The 16,702-nt window shown below is 55.7% G+C and carries 14 protein-coding genes; 11 read left to right on the forward strand and 3 right to left on the reverse strand.

Annotated elements, in window-relative coordinates; all coding sequences use genetic code 11:
• The 3 genes from JW953_06395 to JW953_06405 all read left to right on the forward strand — a co-directional run.
• The coding region (locus tag JW953_06395) for a PD40 domain-containing protein (GenBank protein MBN1992315.1) at positions 1 to 321 on the forward strand (321 nt) is incomplete at its 5' end.
• 16 nt (positions 322 to 337) lie between these two features.
• Complete coding sequence (locus tag JW953_06400) at positions 338 to 2,455, forward strand: protein kinase (GenBank protein MBN1992316.1); 2,118 nt, start codon at positions 338 to 340, stop codon at positions 2,453 to 2,455.
• Between the two features lie 116 nt (positions 2,456 to 2,571).
• Positions 2,572 to 4,776: a PD40 domain-containing protein gene (locus tag JW953_06405; protein MBN1992317.1), complete on the forward strand. Its 2,205-nt coding sequence runs from the start codon at positions 2,572 to 2,574 to the stop codon at positions 4,774 to 4,776.
• Here JW953_06405 and JW953_06410 read toward each other — a convergent pair.
• Positions 4,699 to 4,977 carry a hypothetical protein gene (locus tag JW953_06410; GenBank protein MBN1992318.1) on the reverse strand — a complete coding sequence of 93 codons (279 nt, stop codon included), beginning with the start codon at positions 4,975 to 4,977 and terminating at the stop codon, positions 4,699 to 4,701. The two genes, JW953_06405 and JW953_06410, sit on opposite strands and share 78 nt — an antisense overlap.
• Positions 4,978 to 5,184: 207 nt before the next feature.
• Between JW953_06410 and dnaB the strand changes: the two genes are divergently transcribed.
• The 7 genes from dnaB to JW953_06445 all read left to right on the forward strand — a co-directional run bounded on the left by dnaB (position 5,185) and on the right by JW953_06445 (position 11,978).
• Positions 5,185 to 6,546, forward strand: coding sequence for a replicative DNA helicase (dnaB, locus tag JW953_06415; protein ID MBN1992319.1), 1,362 nt, complete (start codon positions 5,185 to 5,187; stop codon positions 6,544 to 6,546).
• A gap of 6 nt (positions 6,547 to 6,552) precedes the next feature.
• Entirely contained in the window at positions 6,553 to 7,245 is a 693-nt protein-coding gene (locus tag JW953_06420; protein MBN1992320.1) for a DnaD domain protein, read from the forward strand.
• A 67-nt stretch (positions 7,246 to 7,312) separates the two neighbouring features.
• Positions 7,313 to 8,722: an ATP-binding protein gene (locus tag JW953_06425; GenBank protein MBN1992321.1), complete on the forward strand. Its 1,410-nt coding sequence runs from the start codon at positions 7,313 to 7,315 to the stop codon at positions 8,720 to 8,722.
• Between the two features lie 87 nt (positions 8,723 to 8,809).
• Entirely contained in the window at positions 8,810 to 9,601 is a 792-nt protein-coding gene (locus tag JW953_06430) for an SDR family oxidoreductase (GenBank protein ID MBN1992322.1), read from the forward strand.
• Positions 9,602 to 9,603: 2 nt separating this feature from the next.
• The gene (locus JW953_06435) at positions 9,604 to 10,146 is read left to right on the forward strand and encodes an NUDIX hydrolase (GenBank protein ID MBN1992323.1); all 543 of its coding nucleotides are present in this window, start codon (positions 9,604 to 9,606) and stop codon (positions 10,144 to 10,146) included.
• Between the two features lie 25 nt (positions 10,147 to 10,171).
• On the forward strand, positions 10,172 to 10,771 hold the full coding sequence (gene yqeK / locus JW953_06440; GenBank protein MBN1992324.1) for a bis(5'-nucleosyl)-tetraphosphatase (symmetrical) YqeK: 600 nt from the start codon (positions 10,172 to 10,174) through the stop codon (positions 10,769 to 10,771).
• Between the two features lie 175 nt (positions 10,772 to 10,946).
• Positions 10,947 to 11,978: a LacI family DNA-binding transcriptional regulator gene (locus tag JW953_06445; protein ID MBN1992325.1), complete on the forward strand. Its 1,032-nt coding sequence runs from the start codon at positions 10,947 to 10,949 to the stop codon at positions 11,976 to 11,978.
• 8 nt (positions 11,979 to 11,986) lie between these two features.
• Here the strand turns inward: JW953_06445 and JW953_06450 are convergent, their stop codons facing one another.
• Together JW953_06450 and JW953_06455 are read right to left on the reverse strand one after the other, a co-directional pair.
• Positions 11,987 to 12,937 (reverse strand): NTP transferase domain-containing protein, encoded by a 951-nt coding sequence (locus JW953_06450; protein MBN1992326.1) that lies wholly within the window; start codon positions 12,935 to 12,937, stop codon positions 11,987 to 11,989.
• A gap of 4 nt (positions 12,938 to 12,941) precedes the next feature.
• On the reverse strand, positions 12,942 to 14,192 hold the full coding sequence (locus JW953_06455) for a GHMP kinase (protein MBN1992327.1): 1,251 nt from the start codon (positions 14,190 to 14,192) through the stop codon (positions 12,942 to 12,944).
• Between the two features lie 263 nt (positions 14,193 to 14,455).
• Here JW953_06455 and JW953_06460 point away from each other — a divergent pair, with 263 nt between their 5' ends.
• Positions 14,456 to 16,660 carry a glycosyltransferase family 39 protein gene (locus tag JW953_06460; protein ID MBN1992328.1) on the forward strand — a complete coding sequence of 735 codons (2,205 nt, stop codon included), beginning with the start codon at positions 14,456 to 14,458 and terminating at the stop codon, positions 16,658 to 16,660.
• The last annotated feature ends 42 nt before the right edge of the window (positions 16,661 to 16,702 follow it).

Below are 16,702 nucleotides of genomic sequence, written 5' to 3' on the forward strand. Positions count from 1 at the left end.
AAAACGATGGCAAGCGGTTCGGTTGACGGCACTATCAGATTGTGGGATACTGAAAACGGGCGGCAGCTTCGCGTTTTTGCCGGGCATACGGGTTATATCGAAGAGGTAGCCTTTTCACCCGATGGCCGCTTGCTGGCGTCGGCATCGTGGGACCTGACCGTGCGGCTGTGGGATGTCGCCAGTGGGGCGGAAGTAGCCCAACTGACCGGGCACACCGGCTGGGTCACCACCGTTGCCTTTTCGCCGGATGGCACAATGCTCGCTTCGGGCGCGGAAGACCAGGCGGCGCGGGTGTGGAAACTGGATATTTCCGCTCCCTAAACAGGAGGAGGTAACTATGTCACAGCTTGTCGGCAAAACTATCGGCGGGTACCGGATCATTAAACAAATTGGCCAGGGCGGGATGGCTACCGTTTTTAAGGCCTACCAGCCGGCGATGGATCGTTACGTGGCCTTTAAGGTGATGTCAACGTACCTGGCGCATGATTCCACGTTCATCAAACGCTTTGAACAGGAAGCAAAGGTCATCGCCAAACTGGAACACGCTCACATTTTGCCTGTTCACGATTACGGCGAGGCCGACGGGCAATTCTATCTGGTGATGCGCTTCATCGAAGCGGGCACGCTGAAAGACCGCCTCAAAGACGGCCCCCTGTCGCTGGCCGAAACGCGCCGGGTGGTCAACCAGATCGGTTCGGCGCTGGCATACACTCACCAATTGAACGTGATCCACCGCGATCTCAAACCCTCCAACGTGCTGATTGACGCGCAAGGCGATTGTTACCTGACCGACTTCGGCATTGCTAAAATGGCCCAAAGTTCGGCGGGGCTGACCGGCTCCGGCATTGTCGGCACGCCCCATTATATGTCGCCGGAACAGGGCGCTGCCAAAACCATTGACCGGCGCTCGGATATTTACGCCATGGGCGTGGTCATTTACGAACTGCTTACCGGGCAGGTTCCTTTTGACGCCGAAACACCCGTGGCCGTATTGATGAAGCACATCACCGAGCCACTGCCCCTGCCGCACAGCCTGCGCCCCGACCTGCCGGAAGCGGTTGAGCGGGTTCTGCTCAAGGCGCTGGCCAAAGAGCCAGCCGACCGCTACCAGACCATGCGCGAACTGGTCATTGCTTTTGACGATGCGGCGCAAACCGCCCCGGCCAAAATGCGCACCATCACCTCGGCGGGACCGCCGCCCAAGCCGCCCGCCTCACAACCGTTGTCCACGACAAAGCATAGCTTCCCCTGGCTCCCGGTTGTGGCCGGGCTGGCGTTAATGGGGCTGCTGATAGTGATCGGCGGGCTGGCGCTGGTTCCCGTGCTGGGGTTAATGGGCAGCCAGACTCCACCGGCAGCAGTGATTGAAACCGCGCTTTCCCCAGCAACGGCCACGCCTTCACCGGAAGTCACGATTCCAGTCGAAACAAACGTGGAGGCAGACGTGATTGCGCCGGTGGAAACTCCCCCACCGACAAACACGCTTCTCCCCGCGCCGGCTTCCTCCGCCACCCCTACCGAACCCTCCCCGCCAACTGCTACGTCCCGCCCCCAACCAACACCCACGCCGGTCCCCCTCGCGGTGCAGGTTGAACCGCTGGCCCAAATTGATTCCTCGGCCCAACGGGTCGCGTGGTCGCCGGACGGCAGCCTGCTGGCGGTGGCCTCCCGCGGCCTGCGCCTGTACAGCTCCGGTGATTTCACGGAGCGGCTGGCCCTGGCCAGTTCCGATTCGGTTCTGGATGTGGCCTTTTTGCCGGACGGGCAACGGGCGGCGCTGTTGGGCACGGCAGACAAGAACATTACCCTGTGGACGCTGGACGGCGGCAAACTCCATTCGTTTCCCGGCAGCGAACGGGCCGAGCGGATTGCCTTTTCACCGGATGGCCGCCTGCTGGCCGCTACCGTCGGCGGCGCGGTAAAGGTGTGGGATGTGGACAGCGGCGAGGAACTACGCACCATCCCCGCCGGCAGTTCTGCCGGGCCGGTGGCCTTTTCACCCGATGGGAAATTGTTGGCGGCCATGGCGGGGGGAGCCGGAATGGAGATCAAGGTGTGGGAGACTGCCGACTGGATGGAACAGTACACCCTCAGCGGGCATAGCAATTGGATCAGAAGCATCGTCTTTGCCCCAAACGGGAAAACGATGGCAAGCGGTTCGGTTGACGGCACGGTCAGGCTGTGGGATATGGCCGCCGGGCGGCAGCTTCGCGTTTTTTCCGGGCATACGGGCCATGTTGAAGAGGTAGCTTTTTCGCCCGATGGCCGCCTGTTGGCCTCGGCTTCGTGGGACCTGACGGTGCGGTTGTGGGATGTCGCCAGTGGGGCGGAAGTGGCCCAACTGACCGGGCATACCGGCTGGATCACCACCGTCGCCTTTTCGCCGGATGGGACGATGCTGGCTTCGGGCGCCAACGATCAGGCAGTGCGGGTGTGGCGGGTTGAGGTTCGTTGAAACAACAAGAGCGGAGCCCACCCCCAACAACCCCGTCTGGTTACGATATATGCCTTGAACCGGTCTGTCGATTTTTAACACAGGTGTATTTATTACATTAGGAGAGGAGTATTCTGATGAAGATTACAGCATTTTTCCGCCGCCATATTTCAATCTTGATCGTTTCTGTCCTTGTATTGGCTTCGCTTGCTTGCAGTTTGACTGCGGGCGAAACTCCGATAACGGAGTCTCCCCAGGTGGCTTCTGCCACGACAATTCCTGCCCGGTCGGAGCCTGTGCCTCCCGGCGAGGGAGGTGACCTGATGGCATTTACTTCCGGGGGTGACATCTATGTAATGCCGGTAGGGGGAGCAGACTTTCAACCTTTAACGGGCAGCCTCATTATGATGACACTAGAGGGTGAGCAGGGTGTTCGTCTCCTGACAGACAACGACGGTGACTTGCGCTGGGATCCCGCCTGGTCACCGGACGGCAGCCAGATAGCCTTTGTGTCCGAAAGTGATAATGGTGACGGCTACGAAATCTACATTGTAGAGGCGGATGGCAGCAACCTTCGCCGCCTGACCCACGAGAATCACTACAATTCGTCTCCGGCCTGGTCGCCGGACGGCAGCCAGATCGCTTTTGTAGATGACATTACCATTTATGTTATGGAAGCCGATGGAAGCGACATTCGTCGCTTGACCCACGTAAACTGGAATGGTGATCCAACCTGGTCGCCGGACGGCAGCCAAATAGCCTTTGTGTCAGATCGCGACGATGGTGGCTACGAAATCTATGTGATGGATGCGGCAGATGGGAATAATGTTTATCGCTTGACAGAAAACGATATCTGGGAAAAGAACCTCGCCTGGTCGCCGGATGGCAGCCGGATTGCGTTTGCGTCGGAGCGCGACGGCAGCGGGAATCTATATGTGATGGATGCGGATGGGAGCAATGTGCGCCACTTGACGAAAGATACCGACTGGGTCGAGTCCCCCGCCTGGCGGCCTGACAGAGATAGAGTGGTTGTTGCTGTAGCCAAAGCCCCGACGCCGGCGCCCACCCCTACTGCGCCGAAACCCAACCCGACTTTTGACTGCACAACCTATACCACAGCCGATGGGTTGGTTGGCGATTACATTGAAGCCATCACTGTGGCCCCCGATGGCGTGGTGTGGTTTGGAACCCGTGAAGGCGCCTCTCGATTCGATGGCGAGACCTGGACTACTTTTACGTATGAGGATGGACTACTAAATTATGACGGATCCCTAAAGATACCAGGCATTGAGTCTGTACCCGTGTACATCAGTTCCGTCGCCGTGGCGACTGATGGCGCAGTGTGGTTCGGCGGGCACGGAGCTTCCCGCTTTGACGGCCAGACCTGGGTTACTTACGATACCATTGATCGGCGAACTTTGAGCGTTGAATCCATCGCCGTAGCGCCTGACGGTGTGTTGTGGTTCGGTGGGTTTGGCGTCTTTCGCTTTGACGGCGAGACCTGGACTTCTTACACTACCGCTGAGGGCATAGATGATAACATCCGGGTTATTGCCGTGTCCCCTGATGGCACGGTGTGGGCTACAGGCACAGAATACGGTGACAGTGGCCCCACTGAGCGTCTTTACCGCTTTGACGGAGAAACCTGGACTGTTGTTGATGCTTTGGAAAGTAATAGAGTCACATCCATCGCTGTAGCTCCCGATGGTTCGGTTTATTTTGGCATTGAGCATGGCGGCATTTCCCACTTTGATGGGACAAACTGGCACACTTATACCGAGAAAGATGGCCTGGCGCACGATAACGTTCGATCCGTTGCTGCAGCTCCTGATGGTGTCCTGTGGGTGGGTACTGTTGCAGGTCTCGCGCGTTTTGATGGAGAAAGCTGGGACATTTACACTACTGCCGATGGTTTGCCCAGCGATGACATAACCCTCATTACCGTAGCCCCCGACGGTGCGCTGTGGATTACCGGTTTAGGTCACGATGGTGTCTCTCACTGCACATCGACGGTGGGTGCTGTACAGCCGGTCTCTACCCCAGCTTCCTCCAACCATCCCCCCCAAATTTTAGACTATGCGACGATCAATACCGTCAAAAACAACTCGCTTGGCGAAATCGTGGGCGTCACGACTAACATGGTCATCCTCGCCTCTGATCGGGATGGAGACCCGCTGACCTATACCTGGACGGCCAGTAACGGTTCAATCACCGGGGACGGTCAAACAGGCCTTTGGCAGCGAGAATTGACTGATGACGGTCGCCTAAAGAGTGGAACCGCCACAGTCATTATCACGGATGGTCGTGGGGGTCAGGCAAAGCACACGTTTTCTGATGAATAAATTTTGTAGTCGCTCCGCTGCCAGCAGTTTGCCCTGCACCACGGCCAGCAAATCGTCCACATTCAATGGTTTGGGCAGGTAGTCATCCGCGCCCAACGATTTGGCGTAACGAATATCGCTGTCCAGGGTACGACCACTCATCAAGATGACCGGGGTGAGTAGCAGGTGAAGATCAGAGGCATTCTTGATCCGCTGGCACAGTTCATAACCGTTTCATCAAACACTTCCCCGATAGCGTGTCAAACGCCTGTCTATGACTATCCTCAATTCCCAGGTTTGTCTTTTTTACTACGTCGAGTAGAATTCGTAATGACAAAACGTTTGGTTAGCACGAACATTTGTGATTTGTAAATCCCAGTATTCGTGCTATGATTCATACCAGAACTCTTGTTCTTATTGGGATAACCAATGACCGAGACATTACCCAGCACCGTTCCCGACAAATTACAACCCCACAACGTGGAAGCCGAAGAAGCGGTTTTAGGCTCGCTATTAATTGACCCCGACGCTATTATCCGCATTGCCACGTTTTTAGCCCCCACCGACTTTTACGTTGAACGGCATAACTGGATATACGAGGCCATTCGCGACCTGCACGAGCGCCGTGAACCGGCGGACATGGTCACCCTGACCGACGAACTTGAACGGCGGGGACAACTCAACGAGATCGGCGGCCCGGCCTATCTTACCGGCCTGATCAATGCCACGCCCACTTCCATCCACGTTGAATACTACGCTCGCATCATCGAGCGCACCGCCGTGCTGCGCCGCTTGATTGAGGCCGCCGGGCAAATTGCTCGCCTGGCTTACCAGGATACCGAGGATGTAGATGAAGTGGTGGACCGCGCCGAAGAGATCATTTTTGGCGTTTCGGCCCGGCGCGTTGACCACGATTTGCGCCACATTCGCAACGTATTGGACAAATATTACGACCGTATTGAATACCTGTATCAGCACCGGGGCGAGATGATCGGCGTGCCTACCGGCCTGGCCGATTTGGACAAACTGCTGGGCGGCTTGCAGCGCTCAGACATGGTGGTGCTGGCTGGCCGGCCGGGGATGGGCAAAACCTCTTTGGGTTTGAGCATTGCTTTACAGGCCGCCCGTCGTATGCAAAAACGAGTAGCCATCTTCAGCCTGGAAATGAGCGACGAGCAGTTGGTGCAGCGCCTGATTTCCGCCGAAACCGGCATTGACAGCCAGCGGCTGCGACTGGGCGATATTAAAGAGGACGAGTGGCCCACTTTTATCCAGGCCACCAATCTGCTGTCCGGCACGTCTGTTTTTATTGACGATACCCCGGCCATCTCCGCCCTTGAACTACGCTCCAAGGCCCGCCGCCTGCATGCCGAACACGGTCTGGATTTGCTCATTGTGGATTATCTACAATTGATGCGCGGCGATTCCCGCAGCGAGAATCGCCAGCAGGAAATCAGCTTCATCTCTCGCTCCATCAAAGCCCTGGCCCGGGAGTTGAACATTCCTATTCTGGCCCTCAGCCAATTATCGCGCCAGGTTGAGTCCAGGCACGATAAACGGCCGATGTTATCAGATTTGAGAGAATCCGGCTCAATAGAACAAGACGCCGACGTGGTTTTGTTCATTTATCGCGACGAACTCTATAATCCCGATACCGAATTTCCCAACATCGCCGAACTCATTGTCAGCAAACACCGTTCCGGGCCAACCGGCATCTTTTCGGTTTACTTCAAAAAGCACCTGGCTCAATTTGTGGATTTGGAAGTCCAGCGCCAACCGTTGGAGTATTAAAGAACAATGGAAAAATTCAACGGCTTTCCGGCAGGGGAATTACGTTTTACTTCGGTGCCGGACCTGTTTTTTGCCCGGCTATTGCCTCAAATTGACAGCCTGGTGGAACTCAAGGTAATGCTGCATTTTATGTGGGTGCATTATCGCCAGGCGCGCCAGGCCATCTCGCGCAATGAGTTGTTAACCGACGAAACCCTGGTGCGCAGTTTGGCTTTGTTAGATGAGGATGTGGAACAGACCCTCACCCAGGGCCTGAACCGGGCAGTGCAGCGCGGCGCCCTCCTGCACGCCCAGCTTGAAGATGAAACCGGCCGGCAAGACCTTTACCTGCTCAACAGCGAACGAGGCCGGCAGGCCCTGGCCAAATTTGAAGCCGGAGAGTTGGGCGTGGTGGCCACCAGCGGGGCAGAAATGGCCGCGCCGGCCAAACGGCCCAACATCTTTGAACTGTACGAAGACAACATTGGCCTGATCTCGCCCATTTTGGCCGATGAACTGAAAGACGCCGAAGCCACCTATCCGCCCCAGTGGATTGAGGATGCCTTCAAAATTGCCGTTGAAAATAACGTGCGTCGCTGGAGTTACATTCGCGCAATTTTAGAAAGAATGGCCGTTGCCGGCCGGGATGATAAAACAGATGAAAAGCCGGGTAAATCCTGGTACACCGACGAAGAATTTAGGGAATTAATTCAACATTAGTTTTACATTAGTAAACAGGTTATGCGCCGGCCCGCTAAATCATTAAATCGTTCAACCACTAATCCCGATGGAACGAATAGACGAAATCTTACAACGACATACCTCAGCGCCACCCGCTGCCACAGACGATAACAACCCCCAGGCGTCATCGTCGTCTGAGCAAGAGTGGTTATGCCCCATTTGCGGCGGAACCGGCTATCTGCGCCAGAATGTGCCGGTGGGACACCCCAACTTTGGCAAACTGATCGAGTGCCAATGCCGTCAGGCCGAGCGAGAAACTCGCCGCCTGAATGTTTTGCGGGCGATCAGCAATCTTGACATGATGGCCCGCTTTACCTTTGACAACTTTGTTCCCGATGGGTATGGCCTCACCGACACAAAACGGCAAAATTTACGCATGGCTTACGATGCCGCATACGCCTTTGCCAATACGCCCAAAGGTTGGCTTATTTTATTGGGCGGCTACGGTTGCGGCAAAACGCACCTGGCCGCCGCCATTGCCAACTATGTGGTTGGCCAGGGCCAAACTGCCCTGTTTGTGGTGGTGCCGGATTTGCTTGACCACCTCCGGGCCACTTACAGCCCCCACAGCACCGTTACCTACGACCAGCGTTTTGACGAAATTCGCACGGCTCCGCTGCTCATTCTGGACGACCTGGGTTCGCACAGTTCCACCCATTGGGCGCAAGAAAAACTGTTTCAAATTTTTAACTATCGTTACAACGCCCAATTGCCCACGGTGGTCACCTCAAATTACGAATTAGAGGATATTGACATTCGGATTCGCTCTCGCATTGGCGATCTCAACCTCTCCCAAATTGTCAAAATTTTGGCGCCCGACTTCCGGCAGAGTGGGGTGGCCCAGGGCGTGTCGGAACTTTCCAGCCTGTCCTTGCACGCGGACCAAACCTTTGAAACCTTTGATTTGCGCGAACACGAATTGGATCGGGAAAAGGCCGAAAATCTCAAACGGGCCTTTACCTTTGCCCGCAACTTTGCCGCCAACCCGCAAGATTGGATCGCCTTTTCCGGCGCTTACGGCTGCGGCAAAACCCACCTGGCCGCCGCCATTGCCAACCAAAGAACCATGCAGGGCGAGTCGGCCCTGTTTGTGGTGGTGCCAGACTTGCTCGACCATCTCCGGGCCACGTTCAACCCTAACAGCCTGACCCCTTACGACAAACGGTTTGACGAAGTGCGCAAAACCCCCCTGCTGGTGCTGGACGACTTGGGCACGGAGAGCGCCACCCCCTGGGCCGAAGAAAAATTGTATCAGCTTTTTAACTATCGTTACAACGCCCGCCTGCCAACCGTGATCACCATGGCCAAAGACGTTGATCTAAAACCGCGCCTTAAATCCCTGCTATTGGACGTGGGCCGCTGCGCAACCTTTGAAATCCTGGCCCCCAGCTACCGCGGCCTGCCCACCCGCAATGTAGCCAAACGACGCGGCAGTAGAAAAGGGAACAGCTATTGAGGCAACCGGCCATGCCTGGCATACGCAATACGTAAATCTTCTTATTTCTATTTTCTAATTTTCAATTTTCTGTAGAGGATTATCCCCATGAACCTTGGTCTAAAAAACAAAATTGCTTTGGTCGCCGCTTCTTCTAAAGGGCTGGGTCGCGCCAGCGCCGAGGCCCTGGCCCAGGAGGGGGCTAAAGTAGCCATCTGCGCTCGCGATGGCAAAGTGTTAAAAACAACGGCCGACGAAATTGCCAATGCCACCCGCAGCGAGGTGCTGGCCATCCCGGCGGATGTCAATAACTCCAAAGACATCGAGCGGATTGTCAAAGAAACCGTTACCCACTTTGGCGCGCTCCATATCCTGGTCACCAATGCCGGGGGGCCGCCGGCCGGTTACTTTATAGAGTTTGACGATAAGCAGTGGCAGGAAGCCTTTAACCTGACCCTGATGAGCGCGGTGCGGCTGATCCGGGCCGCCATCCCGGCCATGCAAAAAGAAAAATGGGGCCGGATCATTAATATCACCAGCCTCTCGGTAAAAGAGCCGATAGATAACCTGGTTCTATCCAACTCCATCCGGGCTGCGGTGCATGGCCTGGCCAAAACCCTGGCCAATCAATTGGGTCGGGACGGCATTACGGTCAACAACGTGATGCCGGGCTACATCCACACCGACCGGGTGGAACAATTAGCCCAGCACACCGCCGAACGGACCGGCAAATCCGTGGCCGACGTTCTGGCCGAAATGGGCCAGCCCACGCCGGTGGGCCGGGTGGGACAGCCCAAAGAACTGGGCGCGTTGGTGACTTTTTTGGCTTCGGAACAGGCCGCTTACATTAATGGCGTGTCTATCCCGGTAGATGGCGGTCGTATCAAGAGCGCGTTTTAACAATGCAACCCTGGAAAATCCTTTCCCGGCGCGCTCTTTTAAAGCACAGTAAATTTTTGACTGTCGAAAGTCATACTGTTGAGTTGCCCAACGGCCAAATCATTTCGGATTGGGCCTGGCTCACCATGCCCGACTACGTGAATGTGGCTGTGGTGACCCCAACCGGCCAATTTCTGTGTTTTCGCCAGACAAAATACAGTGTAGATGGTTTATCATTGGCGGCGGTAGGAGGTTATTGTGAGCCTGGCGAAGCTCCTCTTGCCGCAGCCCAGCGAGAACTGCTGGAAGAAACCGGGTACGCAGCTCCGGACTGGGTCAATCTGGGCACTTACATCGTAGACGGTAATCGTGGCGCTGGCCAGGCCCACCTCTTCCTGGCTACCCAAGCTTACCGGGTCACTGAAGCTGACGCCGATGACCTGGAAGAACAAGAATTGCTCTATCTGAGTCGAGCCGAGGTGGAAACCGCGCTGGCCGTAGGCGAGTTCAAGGTGCTGCCGTGGTCAACGGTAATGGCGTTGGCCCTGTTGCATCTTTCTTACTAAATTTTGCTCCTGAGACACCTGCCCCATGCTTAAAACTTACCTGCCCTTTTTACAACATCACCTGTCCCCGCCCCGGCTCCAACATTCCCTAAACGTTATGGGCATTATGCAAGAGCTGGCTCAGATTTATAGCCTGAATCCCACCCAAGCGATGACTGCCGGTTTGCTGCATGATGCGGCCAAAGATTTAAGCCCAACCCAACTCCTGAACTTGGCCGAAGAAGCAAATTTTACCTTCAATGACCCCTGCGAACAACACCCCATTTACCTGCACGCCCCCATGGGGGCTTATTTTATTGCCGGTGAATTTGGCATAACCGATAGTTTGATTTTAGACGCCATCCGCACGCACTCCTTTGGCCCTGGCCCCACCTTTGACACGCCCTTTTCCTGGTGCCTCCGTTTTGCCGACATCCTGGCCCCGGTAAAAGAGTGGGCAGGCATGAAAAAACTAAAAAACATCGTCTATGCCGGACGCCGGGAAGAGGCGGCGCTGCTCCAGAGTGGGTGGTTGATCCAATATCTTCAGGAGATGGACATTCCCGTTCATCCTCATCTGGCTGCCACTTTTCAAGGTTTACTGGCCCGGCTAAAAGTCAACGGCTCCTTTTTTGAACGGTGGTAGACCGCCCAGGCCAATTCCTCTCTATTTCTCCAGAAACTACTATGCAATAATGTTGCCGACCCATCCAAACCGCCTCGCCGAGAGGCAAGGCTTAAGATTGACAGACTACTGGTGATACGGTACAATAGAGGCCCTATGCACACGTGTGCATAACCCCACAAACAGAGTGGTTACTATTTTACGCCAACGTGAGAGAAGAGAATTGGTCACCATTAAGGATATCGCCAAAGCGGCCGGGGTTTCTCATACCACCGTCTCCCGCGCCTTAAAAAACAACCCGGCCATCAGCCCCGAAACCCGGGCCCGGATTCAGACCCTGGCTCAAAAAATGGGCTACACCCCCAGCGCCGTGGCCCAAAGTATGCGCGCGCAGCGCACCCGCACGGTGGGTATGGTCGTCACCACTATTGCCGACCCCTTTGTGGTGCAAGTAGTGGAAGGAGTGGAGAGCGCAGCTCAACAGGCCGGTTATAGCGTTCTGCTCTGTACCTCGCACGACGAGCCGAAGCGAGAAATAGACGTGGTTGACACACTGCACCGCCGCCGGGTGGACGCCATCATCATCACCTCCTCGCGGGTGGGCAGTTTGTACGGGGAGCGCCTTGACCGGATTCGCGTGCCGATTGTGTTGATCAACAACCAGGGCGAGGGCCAATATCTCTATTCCGTGGCCGTGGACGACAGACAAGGGGCGCAGTTGGCGGTTGAGCATTTACTGGCTTTGGGACATCGGCGGATTGGCTATATTGGGACGGTTCGGCGGCCCCGCTCCAGCCAGCGGCGTTTGGACGGCTACCGGCAGGCGCTGGACAAGGCCGGTATTCGTTCTGAGGCCGCCCTTATTTCGCCCATTCTATCCGCAGATGATTGGCAGCAGGGGCAAGAAGCGTTGGCGCATCTGCTGGCTGCAAAAGCCACGGCCGTTTTTTGTTATAACGATCTTATGGCCATTGCTTTACTGACCGCCTGCCGGCAGCGGAAGCTGGCTGTGCCGGCAGAGTTGAGCGTGGTTGGCTTTGACGATATTGAACCGGCCCGTTACATTACCCCGGCTTTGACCACCGTCAACCAGCCTCGTTTTAAATTGGGGCAACTGGCCATGCGGATGACCCTTGATTTGTTGGATGAGCAGGCCGGGCAAAACCAGTTATTATCCTGTGCCCTGGTGGTGCGCGAGTCCACCGCCCACCTCAAACCGGAAGCGTAGCCGTTTGTTTACGAAACCACTTCGCCTACTACCTGCCGGCCGTCTTCAATCACCGAATCCCGCAGAATCACCGCATCTTTAATCAACACATCGGCGCCAATTTTACAGTTACGCTCAATGTAAACCCGCGGCCCAATCACGCAGCCGGGGCCGATGGTGGTATTTTCCTCAATGCGCAGGGGCGTGATCAGGTGAGTGTGTTGGCCCACGCTCTGCGGGGCCAATTGGGGTTTATCGCCGCCGGTGGTCAGGTAGTGGCGATTGAGCGCCAACAAATCGTCGGCATTGGTTAGTTGCAGGCGGCTTTCGGTGAGAACGCCGGTTACGTGGCCGTCTCGTTTGATCAACATCTGGATGGCATCTTGCAACTCATACTCGCCTCGCGGCGAGGGTTTGACCTGCGGCAAGTAAGCCAATAACCTGGGCGAAAAAACGTACAGGGGCAAACTGGCAATATCCGAAGGGGCCTCTTGGGGGTTGGGTTTTTCCACAATCCGGATGATTTCGCCGTTGCTGATCTCCACAATGCCGGTGCGGCTGATCATGGCAGGGGACGCTTTCATCAAACTCAGGGTGGCATTGGCTTTTTGCCGGTGATGGGTGGCCAATAACTCGGCTACATGCTCAACCGGGGTCAGGTTGTCGCAAGCAGAAAGCACAAAGGTATTGTGGAGGTAGGGCGCAGCCAGGCTCAAGGCATTGGCCATGCCCAAACGTTCTGGCTGGATCACAAATTGAATGTTTATGTCCAGCGTGGTCTGTTCCCGAAAATACCGCCCCACCTCGCCGTCTTCCCGGCTGATGACCATAATGAATTCCCGCACGTTGTTTTGGGCCAGCGTTTCCATCACTCGCTCAACAATGGGCTTACCCAAAATGGGCACCATCGCCTTGGTCCGGTTCAACGTGATCGGATTCAACCGCGATCCTTTTCCGGCGGCTAAAATCACTGCTTGCATCTTATCACCTGACCCTACAAAGCCCGGCCCGCCCATCCGGCCGGCAAAAGTGAATGCTGTAGAGGCCGGCCTCGTCAGGATGATCCACCGGATAGCGGCGGTGCACCGCCTCGGCAATAGTTTCGCGGGCCGCGGGGTCAATCAGGGCAATGCAGCAGCCCCGGAAACCGGCCCCGCTAAAGCGCGTGCCATACACCCCTGGCGTGTCGCGCAGAATTTCATAGAGCGTGATCAACTGCGGGCTGCCGCACTCGTAATACTTAATGGAACTCTCGCCGGATTCGGAGATTAGTGTTCCCAGGCGTTTCAAATCCCCCTGTTGCCAGGCGGCCACGCCGTCCACTACCCGCTGCATTTCGCCAAAATAATGCATGGCCCGTTTTTTCAGCGTTGGCGGCAAACAGTGGCCCTCGGCGGCAAAAATGGCCGGGTCAACGTGGCGCAAACGAGAAGCCGGATTGGCCCCATTCCCTGAAAAAGGCAATAACATTTGGGCCGCTTCCTGGCACTCAGCCACCCGATTGTTATAATCTGTGCCCACCAAACCGCGCGTCACCCCGGAATAGACCACCAGGATTTCAAAATCACCGGGGCGGAGGGGGGTGGGAATTTGTTTAACCTCAACCGTCCGGCAATCAATAAAGGTCAAATGATTGTCCTGGCTAAAAAGAATGACGGATTGATCCAGGATGCCGTTATTGAGGCCAATGTACTTGTTCTCGGTGAAACGCACCAACTCCACGTTCTCTTTGGCCGGCACTTCCAGCCCGTTAACGGCTTCCAGGGCCAACAGGTAGGCAATGGTCACTGCCGCCGATGAACTCAGCCCGCCAATGGGCATTTCCCCCCCAATCACGCCCACCAGGCCGTTTTGCAGTTGGTAAGTTTGTTGAAGGGCCAGCACCGCGCCCCGCACGTAGTTACCCCAATCGCGCGGGGTATAGGGCGGCACCTGGCTCAGACCAAAGGAAACCGGCGGTTCAAAATCCTCGCTTTCAATCCGAACGGCGCCGTCAGGGGTAGGAGCAAAGGCCAGCAGCAGCGATTGGTCAATGGTCATCCCTGTCACCAGGCCCAGTTGGTGGTCAATATGCGCTCCCAACGGGCAAATGCGCAGCGGCGCTTTGACCACCCGGATCGCCGCCGGGTCAACCTGATAGTGATGTTTTAGTTGAGCCACCAAAACCCCGGTGCGTTCCATTTCTGAGCGGGCAATACGTACCGACGGTTTAGTTTTAGGAATAGTCTGAAACATTAAGGAACCCTCAATAGATAAATTGAGTGCCATTATAGTGCTTTTCTAAGGAGAGACAAAAAGGAACCAGCCATGAGGATTATTTGGGCAAGGATATTATCGGGGAATTTAATTTGGATTACGTTGGAAAAATGTTAGCAAACGGTTTGATTTTTAGAGATATTCTTTTTGCCGGTAGAGACAGGTCAATACCTTGTCTCTGGCCACTGATGTTGTATGACAAAATTGGGATACTCCGTCCATCTCTGGTAAAATAGCCAGCCGTGCCTAACCAATATCAACGCCAAAACCAAATAATTATTGCTCTGGCGCTGCTGGCTGTATTGGGGGTAGGCTTGTGGCTGCGCCTGCGCTTCATCCACACCATTCGGCTTTACCCCGATGAATTCGTCACTCTGCTGGCCGGGCAAATGATCAATAAAAAAGGCGTGCCCGTGATGCCTTCCGGCCTCTTTTATGACCACGGCCTTTTGTTCTCATACCTGGGCAGCCTGGCTGCCCTGATCGGCCCGGCCCGGTTGGCTATGCGTTACGCCAGTTTGGTGTTTGGAATGTTGACCCTGGCCCTTACCTTTTTTATCGGTCGCCGTTGGTTTTCGCCCGCTGTTGGTTTGATCGCCACCACCGGCCTGGCGGTGGCCCCGGCTGCCATTCATTGGAGTGGCCGGGCCAGAATGTATGCCCTGCTGCAACTATTGGTTTTGTTAACGCTTTGGCTGGCCTATGAGGGCCTTGTCTACAATAAAACTCACTGGCGTTGGGCTGCGCTGCTGGCTTACTTGAGCGCAACCCTAACCCACTTTGCCGTGGTGGCCCTTGCGCCGCCGTTGGTTTTGGTGGCTCTGGTTTTGAGGCTACTGCGCCAGTCAAAAATCAATCGCTCCTGGGGTGGTTTGAAATCCGCTCTTTTTAGCCGCCAGCACTGGGCGCTCTGGCTTGAAGTGATGGCTCTAATGGGGATACTGGCGGTGGCCTTTCTGGTCAAACGGTTGGGCCAGCCCAAAGGCATCGCCGTCCTGGAGCCAGAAAATGCCTTAGCAGGCCTGGCCCAAGTGTTTGCCATCTACAGCGATTTCTCTTTTAACCTGCTTGGCGGTTGGCAGGCGCTGGCACCGTTTTATCTTACTTTGCCTGCCCTTATTTTTGCCCCATTTGCCATCATAGCCATAATTGCCAGTTTTTGGGTTCTACGTTCGCTTCAGAATAAACCATTGAATAAAAGACTTGGCGAAAATGGCAATACACTTAATCACTCCCCCATTCCGGTGAACACAGCCCCTTTCCCCTCCCTCTATCTAACCCTTATCCTCCTCACCACCACCCTGGAAATGAGCCTGCTCGTCTCCCCCGACCGCCGCGATGATAAATACCTGTTCATGCTTCTGCCGGTTCTTTTGCTATTGGGCGCCCAGGGAATGGCTATCACCGGGCATCACGTCTCCCGTCTCGTGCCTCCTATCTCCCGTCTATCCCCTCTCCTCTCTCTTATCTCTCCTCTGCTCGTCTCCGGCCTCATCCTGATAACCGTCCGGCCCGCCGTCCAGTCTCTCCTCACTAACCTCGGCGACGATTATGACGGCGCCTTTGCCTACGTCCGGGCGCACTGGCAGCCCGGCGATACCATCCTCACCGGCACGCCTGCCGCAGCCGCTTTTTATTTGGGGCACAACGACTTTTACTGCATTCAGCGGCGCGGCGGTTACGATTACCGTTTTTTAATCGTGAACGATCAGCCAGTTGACCGTTGGCTAGGTTCGCCTGCTATTTGCACCGAGGAAACGCTCTACGAGGCGTTAACCCATCAACCCGCCGCTCGTTCTGAAGAGACGCTGCACCACACCCTGGCCCGGCACAATGTTTGGCTGGTGCTGGAACGCTGGGGCTTGCAGAAAGAATATTACGATCTACCCTTTCAACAACAGCTCCTGGCTCAAACCGATTACGTAGGCGAAACGCAAGGGATTTTTATTTTGCGTTCCAAGCCGGATCCCCACCCTATCGCCTTCAGCCCGGCGCAATCTGCTGAAGCTGTTTTTGGCGACCAGATTCGGCTCATCGGTTATACCCTTGAACCGGAAAAACCCAGCCCCGGCCAATCTGTCCGCCTGACCCTCTACTGGCAGGCTCTCACGCCAATACCGCACAACTACACCGTCTTTGTCCATCTCCGCCGGCCGGGAGGCGACACCGTGGCCCAGGCCGATCATCGCCCGCTGGGCAATCTTTATCCCACCACCACCTGGCCGGTGGGCGAAACTATTCGTGAAACCAGTGATCTGTTTCTCTCCCCTGATCTGGCTCCCGATGACTACGAGATGTGGGTCGGTCTTTATCTGTTGGAGACCGGTGAACGCCTGCCTGTCCAAAATGATACCAGTGGCGAAAATGCCTTCAAGTTGGGGGGGTGCCCCTGCGAATCAACGACCAATGACCAACGACCAGTCCCACTGTTCGTCATTGGTCGTTGATCGTTCGTCCTTCACCGTTCTGGGGGAAAAACCGTGAGATAC

This window comes from Anaerolineae bacterium (assembly GCA_016931895.1).
Classification (GTDB): Bacteria; Chloroflexota; Anaerolineae; order 4572-78; family J111; genus JAFGNV01.